This is a genomic window from Nocardiopsis alba DSM 43377, from assembly GCF_000341225.1.
GTDB lineage: Bacteria > Actinomycetota > Actinomycetes > Streptosporangiales > Streptosporangiaceae > Nocardiopsis > Nocardiopsis alba.
This window is the reverse complement of sequence record NZ_ANAC01000018.1, coordinates 46,894-67,808: the sequence shown is the minus strand read 5'-3', so window position 1 is coordinate 67,808 and position 20,915 is coordinate 46,894. Positions and strand designations below refer to the sequence as shown.

General features: G+C 70.5%; 12 protein-coding genes. 3 read left to right on the top strand and 9 right to left on the bottom strand.

Translation table 11 applies throughout. From position 1 onward, the window contains the following. Nucleotides 1–26: 26 nt before the first annotated feature. From D451_RS0119045 to D451_RS0119025, 5 genes are read right to left on the bottom strand one after another with little or no spacing between them, the layout of a single operon-like run. Complete coding sequence (locus D451_RS0119045; RefSeq protein ID WP_017535599.1) at nucleotides 27–1,442, bottom strand: TRAP transporter large permease; 1,416 nt, start codon at nucleotides 1,440–1,442, stop codon at nucleotides 27–29. Then, on the bottom strand, nucleotides 1,439–2,020 hold the full coding sequence (locus D451_RS0119040; protein ID WP_017535598.1) for a TRAP transporter small permease subunit: 582 nt from the start codon (nucleotides 2,018–2,020) through the stop codon (nucleotides 1,439–1,441). Before D451_RS0119040 ends, D451_RS0119045 begins: the two co-directional genes overlap by 4 nt. Then, entirely contained in the window at nucleotides 2,017–3,132 is a 1,116-nt protein-coding gene (locus D451_RS0119035; RefSeq protein ID WP_014911240.1) for a C4-dicarboxylate TRAP transporter substrate-binding protein, read from the bottom strand. The genes D451_RS0119040 and D451_RS0119035 overlap by 4 nt, the downstream gene beginning before the upstream one ends. A 3-nt stretch (nucleotides 3,133–3,135) precedes the next feature. Then, nucleotides 3,136–3,936 carry a carbon-nitrogen hydrolase family protein gene (locus D451_RS0119030; RefSeq protein WP_017535597.1) on the bottom strand — a complete coding sequence of 267 codons (801 nt, stop codon included), beginning with the start codon at nucleotides 3,934–3,936 and terminating at the stop codon, nucleotides 3,136–3,138. Then, nucleotides 3,936–4,682, bottom strand: a complete 747-nt coding sequence (locus tag D451_RS0119025; RefSeq protein ID WP_014913447.1) for an HpcH/HpaI aldolase family protein — start codon at nucleotides 4,680–4,682, stop codon at nucleotides 3,936–3,938. The genes D451_RS0119030 and D451_RS0119025 overlap by 1 nt, the downstream gene beginning before the upstream one ends. A gap of 113 nt (nucleotides 4,683–4,795) precedes the next feature. Here D451_RS0119025 and D451_RS0119020 point away from each other — a divergent pair, with 113 nt between their 5' ends. Then, complete coding sequence (locus tag D451_RS0119020; protein ID WP_026125185.1) at nucleotides 4,796–5,470, top strand: GntR family transcriptional regulator; 675 nt, start codon at nucleotides 4,796–4,798, stop codon at nucleotides 5,468–5,470. A 73-nt stretch (nucleotides 5,471–5,543) separates the two neighbouring features. On the opposite strand, the gene D451_RS0119015 is transcribed toward D451_RS0119020, so the two are convergent. Together D451_RS0119015 and D451_RS0119010 are read right to left on the bottom strand one after the other, a co-directional pair. Continuing rightward, nucleotides 5,544–6,743 carry a lactonase family protein gene (locus tag D451_RS0119015; RefSeq protein ID WP_014909723.1) on the bottom strand — a complete coding sequence of 400 codons (1,200 nt, stop codon included), beginning with the start codon at nucleotides 6,741–6,743 and terminating at the stop codon, nucleotides 5,544–5,546. Between the two features lie 107 nt (nucleotides 6,744–6,850). Continuing rightward, nucleotides 6,851–7,672 carry an SDR family NAD(P)-dependent oxidoreductase gene (locus tag D451_RS0119010; RefSeq protein ID WP_169336178.1) on the bottom strand — a complete coding sequence of 274 codons (822 nt, stop codon included), beginning with the start codon at nucleotides 7,670–7,672 and terminating at the stop codon, nucleotides 6,851–6,853. A 491-nt stretch (nucleotides 7,673–8,163) separates the two neighbouring features. Here D451_RS0119010 and D451_RS0119005 point away from each other — a divergent pair, with 491 nt between their 5' ends. After that, nucleotides 8,164–8,652, top strand: coding sequence for a globin domain-containing protein (locus D451_RS0119005; protein WP_017535595.1), 489 nt, complete (start codon nucleotides 8,164–8,166; stop codon nucleotides 8,650–8,652). A 55-nt stretch (nucleotides 8,653–8,707) separates the two neighbouring features. Continuing rightward, nucleotides 8,708–9,448 carry a pyridoxamine 5'-phosphate oxidase family protein gene (locus tag D451_RS0119000; protein ID WP_017535594.1) on the top strand — a complete coding sequence of 247 codons (741 nt, stop codon included), beginning with the start codon at nucleotides 8,708–8,710 and terminating at the stop codon, nucleotides 9,446–9,448. Nucleotides 9,449–9,498: 50 nt separating this feature from the next. On the opposite strand, the gene hrpA is transcribed toward D451_RS0119000, so the two are convergent. Both hrpA and D451_RS0118990 read right to left on the bottom strand, forming a co-directional pair. Beyond that, the gene (gene hrpA / locus D451_RS0118995; protein WP_017535593.1) at nucleotides 9,499–13,485 is read right to left on the bottom strand and encodes an ATP-dependent RNA helicase HrpA; all 3,987 of its coding nucleotides are present in this window, start codon (nucleotides 13,483–13,485) and stop codon (nucleotides 9,499–9,501) included. 257 nt (nucleotides 13,486–13,742) lie between these two features. After that, entirely contained in the window at nucleotides 13,743–20,894 is a 7,152-nt protein-coding gene (locus D451_RS0118990) for a type I polyketide synthase (RefSeq protein ID WP_020379963.1), read from the bottom strand. Nucleotides 20,895–20,915: the final 21 nt, after the last annotated feature.

Here is a 20,915-nt window from a genome sequence, read left to right as displayed (position 1 = left end):
GTCCGGATGCTTCGAGGAGCGACCGGTCACTTGGCGCTGGAGAGCTCCGGGATGAAGGTCACGATGTCGGGCACCAGGATGAGGATGGCCACGACCACCAGGTCGGCGACGATGAACGGCACGATGCCCCGGAAGACCCGGCCCAGACCGGCCTCGGGCACCGCCCCGGAGTAGACGAACGCGTTCATCCCGACCGGGGGCGTGATCAGCGCCATCTCGGCGACCTTCACGATGAGCACGCCCAGCCAGAGGCCTTCGAAGCCGTACCCGGACAGGATCGGGTGCAGCAGGGGCGCCGCGACGAGGATCATCGAGATCCCGTCGAGGAACATGCCGAGCGGCAGGAGGAGCAGCAGGCACAGGACCAGCACGACGTAGGGCTCCAGGTCCGCGGCCAGGACCGCGTCCACCACCGCCGTGCTCGCCCCGGACAGGGCGAGGAAGTACGTGAACACCCCGGCCCCGGCCATGAGCAGGAACGTCATGGCGGTCAGGCCCACGGCCTCGGTGACCGACTCCTTGATCGCGCGTGCCCACCGGGGCGGCCTGGTGCGGATGAGCAGGATGACGAACGCGGACACCGCGCCGAAGGAGGCGGCCTCGGTGGCGGTGGCGACACCCAGGTAGATCGTGCCGATCGAGACCATGAAGATGACGACGAGCAGCATGAAGCCGAACAGGTCGGGCCGATCCTGTCGGGTCCCCCCGGAGGCCCCGGTCTCCTCGGCCGCCTCGGGGAGGCCCGCTCCGGCCGGCGGCGAGGACGGAACCCCGCCGGCCATCGCCGGCTCCCGTTCCAAGACCGTGTTCTCCCGGGCCCGCCTGCGCCGGCCGACCAGCACCATCAGGACGATGGTGATCCCGTAGAGGAGGATCGTCAGCAGACCGGGGCCCAGCCCCGCCAGGAGCAGCTCGCCGATGCTCTCCCCCGTGACGACCCCGTACAGGACGAGCACGATGGACGGCGGGATGAGCACGCCCAGGGTGCCGCCGGCACAGACGACGCCGGCCGCGAGCCGGATCCCGTGCCCGGCCTTGACGATCGCGTCGGTGGACACCCTGGCCATGGTCGCCACCGTCGCGACGCTGGACCCGGTGACCGCGGCGAAGAGCCCCGACCCGGCCAGCGAAGCGAGCGCGGAGCCTCCCGGGAGACGGCGCAGTACCCGCGCGGCGAGGTCGAACCCCGCCTGGGCGAGCCGGGCGTGAACGGCGAACACGCCCATGAGGATGAACAGCGGGATGATCGTCAGCGAGTAGTCGGCCGAGGTGGAGAAGGGCTGGTTGGCCACCGTGCTGACCGCGGCGTCGGTCCCCCGCATGAGGACGATGCCGACCAGACCCGCCACCATGAGGGAGAGGCCCACGTGGAAGCGGATCGCGAGCAGTCCCAGGAAGAGCGCCAGGACCGCGAGGACGATGAGGAGTGTCTCGGTGGTCATGACGCGCCCTCGCCGTTCTGTCGGTGCGCGGTGGAGCGGTCCACTTCGGGAGCCGTGTCCACCTCATCGGTCTCCGGCGTTCCACCGGAGCCGAGCGTGCGGAACTCCATGACTTCCTTCCAGACCGCCATGACGAAGAACAGGAGGAAGGACAGGAAGAGCACGAGCTTGGCCGGCCAGGTGGCCAACCGCAGGATGTCGTTGGTCGTCTCCCCGCGTTCGTAGGCGCTGAGCAGGACCTCGCCCATCCCCCAGACGATGAGGGCACCGAGGATCGCCAGCAGGACCACGCGCGCTCCGGAGAGGATCCGGCGCGTCCGGGGGCCGAAGCGCTCCTCGACGAGGGTGACCGAGACGTGCTTTCCGTCGATCTCGGCGGAGGCCAGTCCGAGGAAGGCGATGGTCACCAGGAGCAGGGTCGAGATGTCCACGGTCCCCAGGACCGACCGACCGAACGCACTGCGGCCGACCACGTCGGCGACGGTCAGGAACATCAGGGCCAGGAGCAGGAGTCCGGCTCCGAGGTTGAGCACGGTGGCCACCGCCCCCACCGACCGGGGAAAGCCGATGCGACTCACTCTCGTTCTCCTTCCGTGCAGGCGACGAGCGGGTCGGCGTAGTCGGAGACCGGGGTCTCCTCCGCGATGATCCGCCGATAGTCGTCGAGTACGGACCGGGCGTCGTAGCCGCGTTCCTCGTAACGCGCCACCCAACGCTCGGCGACGCCGGCCTCCTCCTTCCACACGGCGACCTCCTCCTCGGGGAGGGAGAGGAACTCCGTTCCGTTCTCGACCATCTCCTGACAGGCGATCTCTCCGAGCGCGTCCATCTCCTCCAGCCCGTTGGAGATGCCCTGCGCGGAGGCCTCGGTCAGCGCCTCCCGGTACTCCTCGGGCATGGACTGGAAGAGCTCCTCGTTGATGACCACGATCGACGACGAGTACGCGCCGATCCCGGGGTCGAGGAGGTACGGGGTGGTCCGCGAGAGCCCGAAGGTGGGCAGGTTCGCCAGGGCCAACGAGGTGTAGCCGTCCACGACTCCACGACTCATCGACTCGTAGATGTCGTTGGCCGTCATGCCGATGGGGTTGGCGCCGGCCGCGAGCATCACGTCCGATGTCAGCCCACCGGCTCGGATGCTCCTCCCCCTCAGGTCGTCGAGGCCGGTGACCTCGTCCTGCAACCCGATGGCGGCGCTGCCGAGCGGCAGTGGGAAGAGGAGGCGGACGCCCTGACGGTCGAAGTCCTCCCGATAGACCTCGTTCTCCTCGTACAGCCGCTCGATCGCGGTCATCTGCACCTCGGGGTTGTCGGTCTCGAACGGGAGCTCGATGACCGTGAACATGGACAGGTCCGAGGCGGCGTAGATGGACCCGACCTGGGCCACGTCGGCGCGACCGTCCAGGGTCGCCTGGGCCGATTCGTCGGCGCCGACGAGACTCTCCGAGTAGTGGAGCCTGACGGTGACGCCACCGTCGGTGAGCTCCTCGACCTCCTCCGCCCACCGCTGGGCCGTACGGGACTGGTCCGACGTCGGGTTGGAGTAGGTCGTGTAGTGCAACACGTAGGTGTCGTCACCGAGAGCGGTACCGCCACAGGCGGTCAGTACCGCCAGGGCCGCGCCCGAGGCCAGGAGCCCGGTGGTGCGTACCGGGCCACCGGCTCGGGCGCGCCTTGCGCGTCTTCTCATGTCTCACGCTCCTGCTGGGGCCACGCGGTAGCGACGGAGGGACAGTGCGGGGTTGACCTTGCGGACGTGCTCGATGCGGTCGCACTCGACCACGGCCGTGCCGAGTCCGGGGGCCTCACCGACGGTGGCGATGGCGATCCCCATCGGGTCCACGACGGCGCTGTTGCCCGCGCCGGTCGGAGCGCTCTGGTCGGCGGCGAGGACGTAGACGGTGTTCTCGATCGCCCGCGCCCGCACCAGGGTGTTCCAGTGGTACTCCTTCAGCGGGCCGGGCACCCATTCGGCGGGCAGCGCGATGATGTCCGCCCCGGCGTCGACGAGGACCCGCGAGACCTCCGGGAAGCGCAGGTCGTAGCAGGTCTGCATACCCACCTTGAAACCGTCGACGTCCAGAAGGTCCGGCGTCTCCGGGTCGGCGGCCAGGACACGGTCGGACTCCTTGTAGCCGAACGCGTCGTAGAGGTGGACCTTGCGGTAGACCGCCTTGATCTCACCGTCCTGGATCCCGACCAGGGTGTTGTGGATACGGCCGCCCTCGGCCGTCTCGTTCACCCCGGCGATGACGGAGAGCCCGAGCTCGGTGGTGAGGGCGCGCAGGCGCGAGACCGTCGGGCCGTCGAGCGGCTCGGCGCTGTCGACGAATCGGTCGTCCATGGCGGGCGCGGTGAAGACCGCGTACTCGGGCAGGACCGCCAGGCGCACACCGAGATCGGCGGCCCGACGCAGCATCCTCTCGATCTCCGCCAGGTTCTCGGCCTTGTCCTCGGCGGGCGCGAACTGTACGACTGCGACGTTCAGGGTCATCAACGGCTCCTCAGCTCGTTCTCGATCTCTCGCAGGGTTTCGAGGGCTCCGGTGAAACCGGACAGCAGCGCCCCGTACTGCATGGTGGTCACGATGGTCTCGGCGTTCTCCTCGACCGCGAGACGTTTCTCCGCGTCGCTCCAGGCCGGCAGGACCCAGGGCTTCCCGGCGGCCCCCGCCGCGCGGGCCAGGTGTCGCAGGTCCGCGAGGTCGGCCTCTCCGGCGGTGTAGGCGCCCCGGTCACGACGTAGCGACAGGTCCGAGGGGCCGATGAAGATACCGTCGACGACCGGCAGAGCGAGGATCTCCTCGATCTGTTCGAACGCCGAGGCGTCCTCGATCATGGGGTAGCAGCGGGTCCCCGTGTCCTGACGGGCGACCCACTCGTCGGTGAACCCCCGGAAGTCGGAGGTCCGGCCGCCCGCGAAGGAACGGTCGCCCAGAGGCGGGAACTTCGCGTACCCGCAGACCTTCTCGGCGTGCGCCGCCGATTCCACGTGCGGGATGGCCACGATGTCGGCCCCGAAGTCCAGGGCCTGCTGGATCGGCCCCCTCTCCGGTCCCAACACCTTCGCGATGACGCTCATGCCCTTGGAACGGATGAGCGGGATCAGCCAGTCCAGGGCCGCCAGGTCGAAGAGACCGTGTTCGATGTCGAGCACGACGGTCCCGTAGCCGGCCAGGTGGGCGATCTCCACCGCCGCCGCGGAAGGCTCGGAGAGCCAGATCGCGTGCCGTTTCTCCACTTGGTCGTTCACGCCGTCCCCCTTCACGGGATGTGACCCACATCCCTAAATATCTGGTGTGGACACCTTGTATACACGTAGCATCCAAGGCGTGTAAAGGTAGGATGCTCTTTGTGTCAGATCAAAGGAAGACCTCAGCCGGGAGTACTCGACCTCGACAGTCCGCGCGGGAACGCGCTTACGAGATGATCGGGGCCGCCATCCTGGTCGGGACGTTCGCCGAGGGCGAATTCCTCGACGAGGCCGTTCTGGCCCGAGAGGTCGGAACCTCACGGACCCCCGTACGCGAGGCCCTCCACCGGCTCCAGGCGGAACGCTTCGTCGACCTCGTCCCCCGACGCGGGGCCCAGGTACGGGTCGTCACCGCCACGGAGATGCGCGAGATCTATCAGGCGCGCTTCGTCATCGAGTCCGACGCCATCGCCAAGATCTGCGACCGTCGACTGGGTTCTCCCCCCGACGCGGAGGAACTCATCGAGGCGATGGAGGCCGCCGGCCGGAACCGGGACTGGAACGCGCTCGCCCAACTCGACCAGCGCTTCCACTGCTCCATCGTCCGGCATCAGGGCAACGCCGTCCTGGGCGAGATGTACGACTCCCTGCGCCCCCGTCAGGTGCGCCTGGCGGTACGCACCATCGGCCGGGGCCCCGAACGGCTCCCCATCATCGAACGCGAACACCGCGAACTGAAGGCCGCCCTCGACGCGCACGACGGCCCCCTGGGCACGGCGATCCTCAACGTCCACCTCCAGGAGGTGCCCGAGCTCGTCCAGGCCTTCTCGGAGTGACGCCGGGCCCTCCACCGCGGCCCGGCGCCCTCACCCCCTCGACGCCCCCGGCACGCCGGGGGCCGCCCTCCCCCTACTCGGCCGTCTCGGCGCGGCGGATGCGCTTGATCGGGATCGGCAGAACGCACACCGGGACCGGGACCTCCAGGCGATGACCGGTGTCGGTGGGGATCCCGGTGTCGGGATCGATGAGCAGCGACCTGAGCTCATCGCCGTTCTGGGCGGCGGCGACCAGGTGATCGGGCTCGTCGCGGTGACCGCGCACGACCGTGAAGTGGCGCGGCCAGGCGCCCACAGGCGTGTCGGCCAGGTGCTCCAGACGGGCGCCGCCGTCGCGGACCGCGAAGGTCGAGATGACGTCGGCCCCCCGGTTGGAGACGTAGACACGACCCTCATAGGTGCTCGTGAGGGGGAGGACGTCGCCCTCCGCGATCTCGCGCCCCTCGACCTTGAGACGGTGCAGGACGATCTCGGCGGGGAAGTTGCTCCCCGCGGCCTCCTCCGCGGTGGCGGGGACCGACCCCAGGTGTTCGCCGGCGCCGGCCACCCCGTCCCAGCGCACGACGTGCACTCGGGAGTCGAGTTCGCCCACCACGTACACGTGGTCGCCGTTGACGACCATGTGCCGGGGGCCGGTGCCGGGCGGCAGCGGAACGACGGGGAAATCGTCCTCGTTCGGTTCGGGCACCTCGTCGGTGACCTGTTCGGGCAACGGCGTGTAGTGGTAGACGCGCAGGTCGTCGGTGCCCAGGTCGGCGGCGAGAAGATAGCGGGCCGCCGGCTCGAAGGAGTCGAGGGCCACCGCCGTGCTGTGCGCGTGCGGGCCCTCCTGACGGTCGGCCACCGGCCCCTTCCCACGGTGCGCGAGCGACCGGACCTCCCCGGTGGGCGACCCGTCCTCGGCGGTCGCGACGAGAGAGACCAGACCATCGGCGTACCCGGCGACGGCCACCTCGCGCGGGCCGAGGTAACGGACGTGGCAGGGAGAACCGCCGCCGGTGGGCACGGAACCCAACTCGGTGAGAGAGGCGTCGCCGTGCGGCCGGAAGGCCGTGAGGGCCCCTTCGGCCCGCTCGTTGACCGCGTACACGGTGGGCGGCTCGGGCCGGTAGGCCAGAAAGGAGGGCCCGGAGGCGCGGGCGGCGACCCCTCCGTCGGTCAACTCTCCTGTGCTCGGGTCGAACCAGACCCGGTGGATGCCCCGCCCCTCGCCCGGGGGATCGGAGTCGGGGGTGTAGGTCCCCACGAGCAGGAGTCGTCGTGGTGTGTCCACCGGGAGCCTCGTTTCCGTCGACTGGAGCGGACGTGTGGTCCATACCGCCCGCGGCATGCTACCCGTCCCCGCCCTGCCCGGGAAGGGACGAGGCCGGAAACCCCGACTCAGTCGATCACGGCCCCCGCGGTGAGGTTGAGGGCCGCCCCCGAGACGTGACGGGCCCGGTCCGAGGCGAGGAAGACCGCCGCGTGCCCGGCGTCGGCGAGCGTGGGCAACGCTCCGAGCACCGTGCTCCGGGCGAGTTCGTCGAGCTCGCGCTCCGTGGTGGCCTCGTCCGAACGCGAGGAGAGCGGTACCTCCCTCCCCTCCACGATCACCTTCAGGTCTTCCCCGTAGGCGTCGGCCCCCGCCACGGACTCGGCGAACCCGCCGGTGCGCAACCAGGCGATGCGCACCCCTCGCGAGCCCAGCTCACAGGCCCACTGGCGGTACATCGCCTCCACCGTCTCCCAGGCCACCCGGGTACCGCCCGGCTCCGGGGAGGGCGGGCCGTGCCCGATCACCGTCAGCACCACACCGGAGCCCCGTTCCGCCATGTGCCGGGCCGTGGCCCGGACAGGGTGGAACTGCGCGGCCAGGGCGGTCGTGACCGGGGCGGCGAAACGGTCGAAGGGCATCCGTTCCAACGGCGCCCCTTGAACGTCGCCGTAGGAGACCGCGTTGAAGACGATGTCGACGCGTCCGGCCTCGGAGACCACCGAGTCGGCGTGCCGCCCCACTTCTTCGGGGTCGGTGACGTCCAGACGGGCGATGCCGGGTTCGGGCCCACCGAGGCGGCCGATCTCCTCGGCGACGGCCGCGAGCCTCCCCTCCCTACGACCGGTGAGGAAGAGCCGGGCCCCCTCCTCGGCGAACGCGCGCGCCACGGCGCCGCCCACGAAACCTCCCGCGCCGTGCACGATCGCGATCCTGTCCTTCAACAACACGGAACCCACCTCTTCCGTCGGGGTCGAACGGTCCTTCCGTATCGACCTCCCCAGGGGCGAGGACTCATCGGTGCCGGCGGGATCGCGGCGCTGCTCCGGCGCGGGTGGAGGGGCAGGTGGAACGCCTGTCACCCCGCCGATCCCCCTCGTTTCGATGGCTCGGACCGGGTGGTTCGTATACGGAATTTCGTAAAACGACGACCATCCGACTCGTAGTACATCTGTTACAGTTCCTCCTCAACAGGCCGAGATGGGAAGGTAAGGGTCTCCTCCATCACACCCGTCCTGTTCGAGATCTCCGGATTCGGCTGACCGTACCGACGGGGATCGCGACCGGACGGGCGGCCTCCGGGCCCCCTCGAACAGCCGCTCCGGCCCCCGGAGGGACGACCCCGATCAAGACCTCATCCCCCCTCGGTGACGGCGAGTACGCGCGACCACGCGCGCTCGCGGACCGTGGTTCCCCGCTCACCCGAAGTCTGGACCTGCCCTTGACCCTCCGATACATCTCCGAAGTGCCGCTCCCCGACCGGGACGTCATCGATCTGGTGCGCCGGTCGTGCGCCGATGTGCCCGAGGGGTCGACCCGCCTGGCCAAGTGTTTCTACGACAACCTCTTCGCGATGGTGCCCGAGGTGCGGGACATGTTCCCCTCCGACATCCGGCCTCAGCAGCAGCGGATGGCCGACGCCCTCTTGGCCGTGGTGCGCCACCTCGACTCGCCCGACGAGATCGCGGAGTACCTCCGGCGTCTGGGGCGACAGCACCACCGGGAACTCGGTGTGCGGCCCGAGCACTATCCGCACGTCGGGCGCGCCCTCGTACGCGCAGTCAGCGAGGTCTCCCCCACCTGGACGTCCTCGATGAGCTCGGCCTGGGTGCTCGTCTATCAGTGGATCACCGCGCACATGATGGCCGGTGCCCAGGCCGACGACGGCTCCGAGGGCGCCCCCTACACACCGCGCAGGGCCCGCCGTTGACCGATGACGGCGCTCAGGCACATTCCCCCACACCCATCGTCGAAAGCCTCCGTTCATGACACAGCCCAGCCAGAACCGCCTGCCCGGCAGCGAGGGCGAGCATCACGTACAGCGGGTCATGGGTACGGCCGAACGCGCCGCCCGGTTCTACCGCGACCAGATGCTGGACCACCTGAACCCGGCGATGAAGGAGTTCATCGCCCACCAGGAGATGCTGTTCATCGCCACGGCGGACGGGCGGGGCGAGTGCGACTCCAGCTTCCGGGCCGGGCCGCCGGGGTTCGTCCACGTCATCGACGATCGCACCCTGGCCTTCCCCGAGTACCGGGGCAACGGGGTGTTCGCCAGCGCGGGCAACGTCACCCAGAACCCGCACATCGGTCTGATGTTCCTCGACTTCTTCCATAACCGGATCGGTCTGCACGTCAATGGTCGGGTGAAGATCATGGAGGACGAGGCTCTACGACCCCATGTGCCGACCCTGCCGCTGCCGCAGATGCCGGGACAGCGCGCGCAGATGTGGATGCTGGTCCAGGTGGAGGAGGCCTACATCCACTGCCGCAAGCACATCCCCCACCTGCGCAAGGTCGGCGCCGAGGAGTCCTGGGGAACCGACGACACCCTGCGCAAGGGCGGCGACTTCTTCGAGGCGAAGAAAGAGAACGAGGCCCGGCGCGAGGCGGTCGTCGCGGAGGCGCCCCGCATGGACGGTCGTCACCGTCGCGTGGAGGAGCACGCGGGGCAGGGGTACACCGTGGGCGCCGAATCGTACCGGGGATGGTACGGACGATCGTGACCCCGTGAACGCGAGGGCGCCCCGACCGATGTGCTCGGTCGGGGCGCGTCCTATTTCCCGTCGGCGGTCTTGACCGCTTCGAGGGCCTTCATGATGCGTTTGTCGGACACCGGGTAGGCGGTCCGCAGTTCCTGGGCGAACAGGCTGACGCGGTACTCCTCCAGCATCCAGCCCAGTTCCACCACGTCGGGGTCCTCGGCACGACCCGCCTTGAGAACCCCTCGGACCTTGGTCACGGCCTGGCGCATCTGTTCGACCTTGGCCATGTTGACCTGATCGCGGCGCGGGTTCTCCGCGAGTTTGCCCAGCCGGTACTCGATGCCCCGCAGGTAGCGGTGCAGATCGTCCAGGCGGGAGAGTCCGGCCCGGGTGATGAACCCGTCCCCGACCAGACCGGCGAGCTGCCCCTGGACGTCGTTGAGCGAGGGCAGCACCGACAGGGAGGTGGTCCCCTTGATCTTCTTGGACACCTTGCGCCACAGGACCAGGACCCGGGCGACCTTGTCGAGGACCTCGGCGAGGGTATCGCCCAGGTCGGCCCGGATCCGGTCGGCGAGCCGGGCGAAGTCCTCGCCGTTCCACACCGGCCCTCCCTCACGGGTGAGCAGGTGGTCGACGGCCGCGGCCTCGGCGTCGGCCAGCATCTTCTTGATCGAACCGTGCGGGTTGTCGGCCAGGGCGAGCTTGTCCGGGTTGTTCAGCCCCTTGCTCACGACCGTCGCCGGGGACGGGATCGTGAGCATGAGCAGGCGACGGGTGCCCGCGCGCATGGCGGCGCGCTGTTCCGGGCGGGTGTCGAAGATACGGATGGCGACGCTCTCGCCCTCGTCCACCAGCGCCGGATAGCCCTTGACCTTGGGACCGAGCGCCTTGCGCTCCAGGGTCCGTTCGAGGGGCCCGAAGTCCCAGGAGGTGATGCCCTTGCGCTCCACGCCCTTGGCCTCGGTGGCGATGGCCTCCCGCAGCCGGGGCTTGAGCGCGGCGCGCAGCCCTTCGAGGTCCTTGGACTCGGCGAGGGTGCGCTTGCGATCGTCCACCGCGCGGAAGGTGATGCGCAGGTGGTCGGGGACCCGATCGAGCTGGAAGTCCTCCGCGCGAACGCGCTCCCCGTAGGCCATGCGGGTGAGTTCGGCGGCCAGGGCCTCGGTGAGGGAGCCCTCGTACGGGACCAGGGCACCCCGGGCCCGGGCCGCGTGGTCCGGGACGGGCACGAAGTTGCGCCGCAGCGGCTTGGGCAGCGAACGGATCATCGCGGTGATGAGTTCGTCGCGCAGACCGGGGATCTGCCAGTCGAAACCGGTGTTCTCCACCTGGTTGAGGAACTTGACCGGGATGTGCGCGGTGACCCCGTCCGAGTCGCTGCCCGGCTCGAACTGGTAGGTGAGGGGGAAGACGAACGAACCCTGACGCCACGTGTCCGGGTAGTCGTCCTCGCTGACCACGTCCACACCGTCGTTGATGAGCTCCTCACGGGTGAAGTCGAGGAGCTTCGGGTCGGCGCGGTGGGCCTTCTTCCACCAGGAGTCGAAGTGGGCGGCCGAGATCGCCGACTCGTCGACGCGACGGTCATAGAAGTCGAAGAGGGTGTCGTCGTCCACGACGATGTCACGGCGTCGGGCCCGGTGTTCCAGGTCCTCCACCTCGTCGAGGAGTCTGCGGTTCTCGTGGAAGAAGCGGTGGCGGGTCTCCCAGTCGCCCTCGACGAGGGCACGCCGGATGAAGAGCTCACGGGAGAGCCCGGGGTCGATCCGGCCGTAGGAGACCTTGCGCTGGACCACGATCGGCACCCCGTACAGGGTGACCCGTTCGAAGGCCATGACGGCGCCGCGTTTACGTTCCCAGTGCGGCTCGCTGTAGGAGCGCTTGACGATGTCCGCGCCGAGCTCCTCGGCCCACTCGGGCTCGATCCTGGCGACCATGCGACCCCAGAGCTTGGAGGTCTCCACCAGTTCGGCGGCCATCACGTAGCGCGGTTGCTTCTTGAACAGGGCCGATCCGGGGAAGATCGCGAAGCGCGCCCCTCGTCCGCCCAGGTACTCGTGCTTCTCCGGATCCTTCAGACCGACGTGGGAGAGCAGACCGGCCAACAGCGACATGTGGACGGCGCGCGGGTCGGCGGCCTCCTCGCGCAGGGGCGGCACCTCGATGTCCATCTGCCGCAGGACCTGCTTGAGCTGGGAATGGATGTCCTGCCACTCACGGACGCGCAGATAGTTCAGGAACTCCTCACGGCATTCCTTGCGGAACCGGTTGCCGGACAGCTCGCGCTGCCGTTCGCGCAGATGGTTCCAGAGGTTGAGGAAGGCCAGGAAGTCCGATTCCTTGTCGACGAACCGGGCGTGGGCCTGTTGGGCCTGTTGCTGCTTCTCGGTGGGGCGCTCGCGCGGATCCTGGATGGACAGCGCCGAGGTGATGACCATGACCTCGGCCAGACAGTCGCGCTTCTCGGCCTCCAGGACCATACGGCCCAGGCGGGGGTCGATGGGCAACTGGGCCAGGCGGCGACCCGTCGGGGTGAGGCGGCGCTTCCGCCCCTGCCCGCCCGCGGGTTCGGGGTGCAGGGCCCCCAGCTCGGTGAGGAGGTTGACGCCGTCCTTGATCTGACGGTGGTCGGGGCCGTCCACGAACGGGAAGGCGGCGACGTCGCCCAGCCCGAGGGAGGCCATCTGGAGGATGACCGAGGCCAGGTTGGTGCGCAGGATCTCGGGGTCGGTGTACTCCGGGCGGGAGAGGAAGTCCTCCTCGGAGTACAGCCGGATGCAGATGCCCTCGGACACACGACCACAGCGGCCCTTGCGCTGGTTGGCCGAGGCCTGGGAGATCGCCTCGATCGGCAGCCGCTGCACCTTGGTGCGATGGGAGTAGCGGGAGATGCGCGCGGTGCCCGGGTCGATGACGTACTTGATGCCCGGCACCGTCAACGAGGTCTCGGCGACGTTGGTGGCCAGGACGATGCGGCGTCCTCCGTGCGAGGACCAGACGCGCCGCTGCTCGGCCACCGACAGGCGGGCGTAGAGGGGGAGGATCTCGGTGCCGCGGAGTCTCTTCTTCTCCAGGGCCTCGGCGGTGTCGCGGATCTCGCGTTCCCCGCTGAGGAAGACCAGGATGTCGCCGGGGGCCTCCCCCGACAGCTCGTCGACGGCCTCGAGGATGGCCTGGGTCTGGTCCTTGTCGGTGCCCCCGCCCGGGTTCTTCTCGTCCGGGTCGAGGATCTCGTCGGTAATCGGCCGGTAGCGGACCTCGACGGGGTAGGTGCGCCCGGAGACCTCGACGATGGGGGCGTCGTCGAAGTGGCGGGAGAACCGTTCGGGGTCGATGGTGGCCGAGGTGATGATCACCTTGAGGTCGGGACGCTTGGGCAGGAGCTGCTTGAGGTACCCGAGCAGGAAGTCGATGTTGAGGCTGCGTTCGTGCGCCTCGTCGATGATGAGGGTGTCGTACTGGCGCAGCATCCGGTCGTGCTGGATCTCGGCGAGCAGGATGCCGTCGGTCATCAGTTTGACGAGGGTGTTGTCGCCGGAGGAGTCGGTGAAGCGGACCTTGTAGCCGACCGTCTCGCCCAAGGGGGTGCCGATCTCGTCGGCGATGCGCTCGGCGACCGTGCGGGCGGCCAGCCGACGCGGCTGGGTGTGACCGACCGTGCCCATGACGCCGCGGCCCAGCTCCAGACAGATCTTGGGGAGCTGGGTGGTCTTTCCCGAGCCGGTCTCACCGGCGACGATGACGACCTGATGGTCGCGGATCGCCTCGGCGATGTCCTCGCGGCGGGCGCTGACCGGCAGCGCCTCGGGGTAGTGGAGTTCGGGGACGGACTCACGACGCGACTCGACGCGGACCCGCGCTCGGTCGATGTCCTCGGCGATGTCGTTCCGCACGGAGGCGCGGCGGCGCTCGTCGCGGATCTTGGCCAGTCCGTCGATACGTCGACGGAGCCGGTGACGGTCCGCGGGCATGAGGCCCCGCAACCGGGAGCGGAGAGGATCCGCGTCGGAGGAGGATGTGTGCGCGGACGAGCGCGCGGGCGTGGTGGTGCTCATCAGTACTCAAGGTTAAGAGGGACCGCAACCGGTTTTCCCGGTGGGCGGGCCGACACGGGGCCGGCCGGTGGAGCCGGACGGCGCGGGCGGCTCCGGGCCGGGGGCGGCCCCCGGGCGCACCTCGTTGAGAACGCCCCCGAGGGACGGTTTGTTCCGAGGAGAGGCCTCACCGAGAACGGGGCCTCTCGGTGTCGACACCGAGAGGCCCCGCGGGGAGAGACGTCGTGTCCGGGGCACGTCCAGGGCCCGGACCGGGCTCAGCCCCGGTCTCCGCCGAGGACCTCCTCCACCGCGACGGCGGAGGCCGCCGCGTGCTCCTCCAGCATGGTGAAGTGGTCGCCGGGCACGTCGACCCGGGTGTGCTCTCCGGGCCAGATCCAGTCCATCGCCAACTTCGCCCCGGTGGAGGTCACCACCGGACTGGTGGGTCGTAGCTGGACCGTGCCGGGCACGGTCATGCTCGGCCGCCAGTCGGCGAAGAGGTCGAGGTAGGCGCCCATGGCGGTGAGCCTCGTGGTGTCCATGAGCTCGAACTCACCGGCCCGCTCGGTGACGAACTCGGTGACCAGAGGCAGGAGTTCGGCGTCCCCGGGGTAGGCCGTGTCGAGCAGGATCAGGCCGGTGGCGGGGGTCCCCCTCCTGACCAGTTCCTCGGCGACCGCGTGCGCGGCCCATCCCCCCGAGGAGCGGCCGACCAGGACGAACGGGCGTCCTCCGGCGGCCTCCAGGGTGGCCTCCGTCTGCAATCGGACGAAGGTGTCCAGGTCGGTGGGGAGGGGTTCTCCGGGAAGATAGCCGGGAGCGGACAGGGAGTACAGGTCGCGTCGGCCGTGCCAGGTGGTGGCGAACCGGGAGAACTCCTGGGGTCCCGAGGTCATCACCAGCGACGGGTGGCAGATCAGCACGGGCTCACGTTCCCCCGACGCCAGGGCGGTGGCCCGGACCACCGGGGCGTCCCGGTCGGTGAAGACCTTCCGCGCCCTCGACGCCGTCACGGCCAGACTCATCGCGTCCTGGTGACGCCCCGACTCGCAGGCCTCCAGGAAGAGGCCGACGAGGCTGCCGTTGCCCTCCGTCTCCTCCGGAGCCGACGACGGGGCGTCGGTGACGTCCTCGCTCATCCGCTCGTCGACGTACTCGGCCAGGGAACGGGGCGACCGGTACTGGAACACCAGGGAGGAGCGCAGGTGGGTCCCGCTGAGCTCTTGGAGGTGATTCCGGAGTTCGACCGCCGTGAGCGAATCGAACCCGGACTCCAGGAAGTCCCGGTCGTCTCCGAAACCCTCTCGATGACCGAGGATCTCGGCGGCCCGCTCGCCGATCAGACGGGTGAACAGTTCCCTGCGCTCCGTGCCGGGGCGGGCGGCGCGCACCCGTTCGGCGGTGTCGTGCCCGACCGTCCCCCCGGCTCCGTCGGCGGGCATCGTCACCAGTCCTCGAAGTATCGCGGGGATCGAGCCCCCGGTGGCCGCCCGTCCCCGGAGCCCGGCCAGGTCGAGCGGGAGCGGGATCACGTGGGCGTGTCCGGTGGCCAGGGCCGCGTCCAGCAGAGCGCGTCCCTCGTCCTCCTCGATGGCCTCCATACCCCACACGCGGGACATGCGCGCGGTCGTGACCTCGTCCAGCTCCTCCCACACCTGGCTTCCATCGCCCCAACGCCCCCAGGCCAGCGACTGCGCCGGAAGACCCTGTTCACGGCGGTGCCGCGCCAGGACGTCCAGGTAGGAGTTGGCCGCGGCGTAGGCGGACTGTCCGGCGTTGCCGAGCACACCGGCGGCGGAGGAGAACAGGACGAAGGCGTCCAGGTCGAGGTCGGCGGTCAGCCTGTGGAGGTTCCACGCGCCTTGGACCTTGGGACGGAGCACCCGCTCCATGGTCTCCTCGGTCAGACCGGCGACCGTCGCGTCGTCGATCCGGGCCGCCCCGTGCACCACCGCGGTGAGCGGGTGCTCCTCCGGGACACCGGCCAGGACCTCCGCGAGACGGTCCTCGTCGGCGACGTCGCAGGCCTCGATCCGCACACGCGCTCCGAGGACCTCCAGCTCGGCGACGAGTTCACGTGCGCCGGGGGTCTCGATCCCCTTGCGTCCGAGCAGGAGCAGTTCCCGGACACCGTGACGGATCACGAGGTGGCGCGCGAACAGCACGCCGAGTCGGCCGACCCCTCCGGTGATCATCACCGTGCCGCCCGGGCGGAAGCGGGTGGACTGCTCCAGGACGATCTTTCCGACGTTCCGTCCCTGCTGCATGGCCCGGAAGGCCTCGACCGCGTTCTCGATCGGATGGCGGGTGATCGGGATGGCGGGCAGGGCCCCGCTCTCCCAGAGCGGCACCAGCGCGTCGAAGGCGCGCTGGATCCGGTCGGGGCCCAGCTCCAGCACGTTGAAGGCGCGGTACCGGACTCCGTCGTGTTCGGCCGCGATCCGTTCGGGGTCGCGCAGCTCGTTGCGTCCCAGTTCGGCGAAGCGCCCTCCGGGCCTCAGCAGTCGCAGGGAGGCGTCGATCGCCTCACCGGTGAGGGAGTTGAGCACCACGTCCACGCCGCCGGCCACCGCGCGGAACCGTTCCTCGAAGTCGAGGTCGCGGGAGCCGGAGATCTCGTCCTCGCCGAGCCCGGCCTCCCTGAGCAGGTCCCACTTCTCCGGGCTGGCGGTCGCCAGGACGCGCACGCCCAGGTGACGGGCGATGCCCAGGGCCGCCAGACCGACGCCGCCGGCCGCCGAGTGGACGAGCAGGGTCTCCCCCGTCCTCAGGTCGGCCTCCTCGACCAGCGCGAGGTAGGCGGTCAGGTAGACGACCGGGAGCGCCGCCGCGTCGGCGTGGTCCCATCCCTCGGGGACCTTCGTCAGATAGCGGTGGTCGGCGACCGCGACCGGCCCGAACGCCCCCGGGAACAGTCCCATGACCCGGTCTCCGGGGACCATGCCCTCGACGTCCGGTCCGACCTCCAGGACCACACCGGATCCCTCGTTGCCGATGTTGCCCGGCTCGGGATACATCCCCACGCACATCAGGACGTCGCGGAAGTTGACTCCGGCGGCCCGTACCGCCACGCGGATCTCCCGGGGTTCCAGGGCCCGCCACTGGTCCGGGTCGGGGACGGCGTCGATGCCGTCGACGACCCCTCCGCCCTCGGTACGCAGGCGCCAGGAGGGCTCGCGGATCGGCAGGGTGAAGCCCTCCCCCTCCGGCTCGGTCTCGGCCAGGCGCGGCGCGTACAGTAGGCCGCCCCGGGCGGCCAGACGCGGCTCGCCGGCCCCGACCGCCTCGGCCACGAGGGACGTGGTGGTCCGGTCGGTGTCCAGCAGGAGGAATCGGCCCGGGTGTTCGGTGTCGGCGGAGGCCACCAGACCCCATACCGCTCCGCCCACGGGGTTGGCGCGCGGGGCCTCGTCGTCGTCCGTCGGATGGACGGCGCCCCGGGTGAGGACGAGGAACCTCGTCGCGGCGAGACGTTCGTCGTCCAGCCATCCTCGCAGGGTCGCCAGGGTACGGCGCAGTTCGGAGAGGACCCGGGCGGGTTCGACGCCCTCGTCCACCCCCGCCTCCCAGAGGATCAGTTCGGGGGCGGCCGCTCCACCGTCCAGCTCGGCCCTCAGAGCCTGGAGGTCATGGTGGTGGGGCACCCCGTCCAGGGGCTCTCCACCGAGTAGGACCCATCGGCCCGGTTCGGGAACGGTCGTGCCCTCCCGCGGGCCCATGGGCCCCTCCCACACCTGCCGGAAGAGCGCCCCGTTCCCGGTGTCCCGGTCCGCAGGGGCCTCGCGCACGGTCAGTTCGTCCACCGACAGCAGGGGCGTGCCCTCGGGGTCGGTGACCAGGACCCGGTAGACGTCGGGGCCGGTCTCCGTGAGCTCGACCCGCGCGCGGGAGGGGGTGGCGGTGGCGTGCAGACGGACCCCGCTCCACCCGAAGGGCATCAGCCGGCGGGCACGGGAGCCGTCGAACAGGTGACGCAGCATGAGCGCCTGCAACCCGGCGTCCAGCAAGGCCGGGTGGGGGCCCGCCATGGCGTGGGCGTCCGAGGGCGGCGTGTCCAGGGCGATCTCGGCCCACACCCGTTCGGAGTCGGCCCACGCCTTCCGAAGGCCGCGGAAGGACTCGCCGTAGTGGATCCCCTGGGTCTCGAAGAAGGCGTAGGCGTCCTGCGCGGGCAGGGGCCGGGCCTCCGGTCCGGGGAGCGTCGCCGCGATCGGTTCGGTGCCGGTGGCGGGCGCGAGTCCGCCTTCGGCGTGCACGGTCCACGTCCGGCCGTCGGCGGAGGCGGACAGGACACGCACCCCGCGTCGGCCCCGAACGTCGGGCCCGTCGACGACGACCTGGACCGCGGTCCCGTCCTCGTCCAGTTCCAAGGGGGTGTGCAGGGTCAGGTCGGCGATCTCCGGGCCGTCGCAGAGTCGACCGGCGTGCAGGAGCATCTCCACGGTCGCGCAGCCGGCGAGCAGGACACGGCCCGACAGGCCGTGGTCGGCCAGCCAGGTGGTCCTGGCGGGATCCAGGGAGCCGGTCAGCAGGACCTGCCCCGTGCCCGCCACCGGGACACGCGCCCCGAGGAGGGGGTGGTCCGCGCTCTGGAGCCCCAGGGCCTCGGGGTCGGCCGTTCCCTTGGGGGTCTCGATCCAGTACCGCTCGTGTTGGAAGGGGTAGGTGGGAAGTTCGGCCGGCGTCGGGGCCTTCTCCTCGTCCCCGAGGACTCGACCCCAGTCGATGTCGACACCGACGCAGTGCGCCTCGGCCAGGGCCTTGGCGAAGCGTTCCGCGGAGTCCTCTCCCCGTCGGAGCGTGTGCACGACCGGCCGGTCGGCGTTCCCCGTCGCCTCCAGTGTCTGCCTGATCGGTACGGAGAGGACCGGGTGCGGACCGATCTCGACGAACGCGTCGGTCCGTTCCACCAGACGGCGGATCACCGGTTCCAGGAGCACACCGTGCCTCAGGTTGCGGTACCAGTAATCGGCGTCGAGGGAGGCTCCGTCCAGAGGCCGCTCCTCCGGCTCGTCCCCCGGTTCCAGGGTGGGTCGGGGCGCCACCGTGGAGTAGAAGGGCACGTCGCCCGCCCGCGGAGCGATACCGGCGAGACCGGAACGCATACGGTCCTCGACCCGGTCCACCAGGGAGCAGTGCGATGTGTAGTCCACGTCGAAGGCGCGCGCGTGTTCGCCGTGGTGTTCGCACCATTCGACGAACTCGGCGATCGCGCCCCCTTCCCCGGTGACCACCGTCGATTCCGGACCGTTGGCCCCGGCCACGCCGATCCGGTCGCCCCAGGGCGCCACCAGTTCGGCGGTCCGACCGGCTCCGAGGGAGACCACCGCGGCCCCGCCCTCTCCGGCCAGTTCGCGCAGGACACCGCTACGGCACGTGGCGACCCGGGCCCCGTCCTCCAGGGAGAGGATGCCGGCCGCGCAGGCGGCGGCCACCTCGCCCTGCGAGTGACCGACCACGGCGGCGGGTTCCACGCCCGCCGCCCGCCACAGGCGTGACAGGGACACCAGGACCGCCCACGACGCGGGTTGCAGCACCTCGACCCGGGACCCCTCGCCGAGCAGCGGAGGCGCCCCCGGCTCTCCCCGAAGGACGGCCTTCAAGGACCAGTCGACGTACGGCTCCAGGGCGCGTTCGCACTCCTCGATGGACTCGGCGAAGAGCGGCGAGGCGTCGAGCAGCTCCTTCGCCATACCCTCCCACTGGCCTCCATGACCGGGAAAGACGAACACGGGACGGCCACGCCCCTTCCGGGGGACGCGACCGGTGACCACCCGTTCCGAGGACTCTCCGGCCGCGAGGGCGCGAAGCCCCTCGAACAACCGTTCCTCGTCACCGCCGACCACCGCGGCCCGCTGGGAGAAGTGGGGGCGCGCGGTCGCCAGGGTCCGCGCGGCGCCGGAGACGACCGAACGGTCGGCCCCCTCCAGGCTCGTGCGCAGTCGGTCGGCCTGTTCGGTCAGGGCCCCGTCACCGCGGGCGGACAGCGGCCACACGCGACCGCCCCGGATCAGCGGGGGCCGCGGGGGCGCGGGCTCCGCGTCCTCGTTCGTGGGCGCCTCCTCGACGATCAGGTGCGCGTTGGTGCCGCTGATCCCGAACGAGGAGATCCCGGCCCGGCGCGGACGCTCGCCGCGAGGCCACGACACCGGCTCGTTCAGTACTCGGACCGGCCCCGAGGACCAGTCCACCAAGGGGGAGGGCTCGTCGGCGTGCAGGGTGCGGGGGAGCCTCTCGTGCTCCAGGGCCGACACCATCTTGATGACGGACGCCACGCCCGCCGCGGCCTGGGTGTGGCCCAGGTTCGACTTCACCGACCCGAGCCACAGCGGGTCCGGGGTCCGCCTCCGGGAGTACACCTCCAGCAGGGCCCCGGCCTCGATCGGGTCGCCCAGACGCGTCCCGGTGCCGTGGGCCTCGATCACGTCGATGTCGTCGACGGTCAGGGCCGCGTCGGCGAGGGCCTCGCGCAGGACCCGTACCTGGGCCCGGCCGTTCGGCGCGGTCAGCCCGTTGGAGGCCCCGTCCTGGTTCACGGCTCCGCCTCGGACGACGGCGAGGACCCGGTGACCGTTGCGGACGGCGTCCGAGAGCCGTTCCAGCACGACGACGGCGGCCCCCTCACCGAAGCCGGTTCCGTCGGCCCCCTCACCGAAGGCCTTGCAGCGACCGTCCGGGGAGAGCGCGCCCTGTTTCGCGGACTCGGTGAACAGGCTCGGACCGGTCAGGACCGTCGCGCCTCCGGCCAGCGCGAGGGAGCACTCGCCCCGGCGTAGGGCACGAGCCGCCAGGTGGATGGCCACGAGGGAGGAGGAACAGGCCGTGTCCACGGTCAACGCGGGGCCGTGGAGCCCCAGGGTGTAGGCGATCCGGCCCGAGGCCACGCTGGGGGCCGTTCCGGCCATCAGGTACCCCTCGGCTCCCGGGGGGACGGGGTGGGTCCCGGAGGTCAGGGCTCCGGCGTAGTCGACCATGCTGATGCCGGTGAACACGCCGGTGGGGCTCTCGCTCAAGGAGTCCGGGTCGATACCGGCGCGTTCGAGGGCCTCCCAGGTCACCTCCAGCATCAGCCGTTGCTGCGGGTCCATCGCCTCCGCCTCTCGGGAGGAGATCCCGAAGAACCCGGCGTCGAAGCCCGCGGCGTCCCTGAGGAAACCGCCCCTCCGGGACATGCCCGGGCGCCCGAGCATGTCGTCGAGGTTCCACCCCCGGTCGGTCGGCAGTCCCCCGATCACCTCCTCTCCGGCGTCGAGCAGGTCCCAGAGGGCGTCGGGGGTGTCCGTGCCGCCGGGCAGGCGGCATCCCGTCCCCACGATCGCGATCGGCTCGGAGTCCCGCTCCTTGAGCGTGTCGAGCTCCGAGCGCGTTCGGCGCAGGTCGGTCGTGACCCGTTTGAGGTAGTCGAGGAGCCGGGCGTCGTCGGTCATTGCTTCTGCCTCACCGCTTCG